Source organism: Intrasporangium chromatireducens Q5-1 (assembly GCF_000576575.1).
Taxonomy (GTDB): Bacteria; Actinomycetota; Actinomycetes; order Actinomycetales; family Dermatophilaceae; genus Intrasporangium_A; species Intrasporangium_A chromatireducens.
Window position 1 is genome coordinate 1 of the sequence record NZ_AWQS01000501.1, and the last position, 1098, is coordinate 1098.

The window sequence follows — 1098 nt, forward strand, 5'->3', positions numbered from 1 at the left end:
CCCCGGCGGACTCGTTGCTGCCCGGGCTGACCCCGGCCCAGCTGCACAGGTGCTTGGCGGAGGGGAACACGCTCATGTCCGCGCCGGTTTCGGCCGTGATGATGTCCGCGGTCAGGGTGCTGATCCCGGGGATGGTGCACAGCTGGTCGCGAAACGTCCGGTACGGGCCGAGGGCGTGGTCGATCCGTTCGGTGTACGCGTCGGCGCTGACCTGCAGGTGGTCGATGTCCGCGAGCAACTGCTGGATCCGGAACGCGTGGTGCTCGGTGAACCGGCCGGTCAGCGCGTCGGACAGCTCGGCCCGCTTGGCGCGCAGCCGGCCGCGGGCCAGGTCGGCCAACGCGAACGGGTCACGTTCCCCGGCGATCATCGCCTGCAGGATCGCGCGGCTGGACACGCCGTTGATGTCGGAGGCGACCACGGCAAGCTTGATCCCGGCGTCCTCGAGCACGTCCTGCACGCGCATCAGCAGCTTGGCCTTGAGCCGCAGCAGCGCGGTGCGGTCCCGGTTCAGGTCGCGCAGCTCCCGCACCGGTGGCGGCGGCACGAACGAGGGCTGGACCAGCCCGTATGCGCCCAGGTCGGCCAGCCACCGCGAGTCCGACACGTCGCTCTTCTTTCCCGGCATGTTCTTGACCGCGCGGGCGTTGGCCAGGATCTGCGCGAACCCGGCCCCTTCCAAGCCGTAGAAGAACGGCTTCCAGTACTCCCCGGTCGACTCCATCACCGCGCAGGTGACCTTCGCCGCGACCAGGTCGTCGCGCAACGCCAGCACCGACGGCGTGCTGGACAGGTACCGCATGGTCGAGTACTGCGTCTTGCGCCGCCCCGACCCCGCGACGCGGATCGTGACGACCGCGAACTTCTTGCCGATGTCGATTCCGGCGCACCTGGGGTGCAACAGCTCCACAGCGCCGCCTCCTTCTCCTCGTCCCCGAGCGACTCCCACCGGCGGGGGGACATCCCGTACCGGCAGCAGGCATCCATCGAGGGAAGGGGCAGTCGAGAACCGAATCTGGCACGCGTGCTCGCAGCAACAATCCACGGGGCTGCACATCCCTTCGCGCCACGCTCGACGACGGGCTCAAGGCTCCAGAG

The 1098-nt window shown here is 69.4% G+C and carries 1 protein-coding gene; it reads right to left on the reverse strand.

The genetic code is table 11. The features are described 5' to 3' along the window. Nucleotides 1-910, reverse strand: a 910-nt coding sequence (locus N864_RS22505) for an IS110 family RNA-guided transposase (protein WP_034722839.1), incomplete at its 3' end; no start/stop codon positions are given. Nucleotides 911-1098 lie beyond the last annotated feature (188 nt).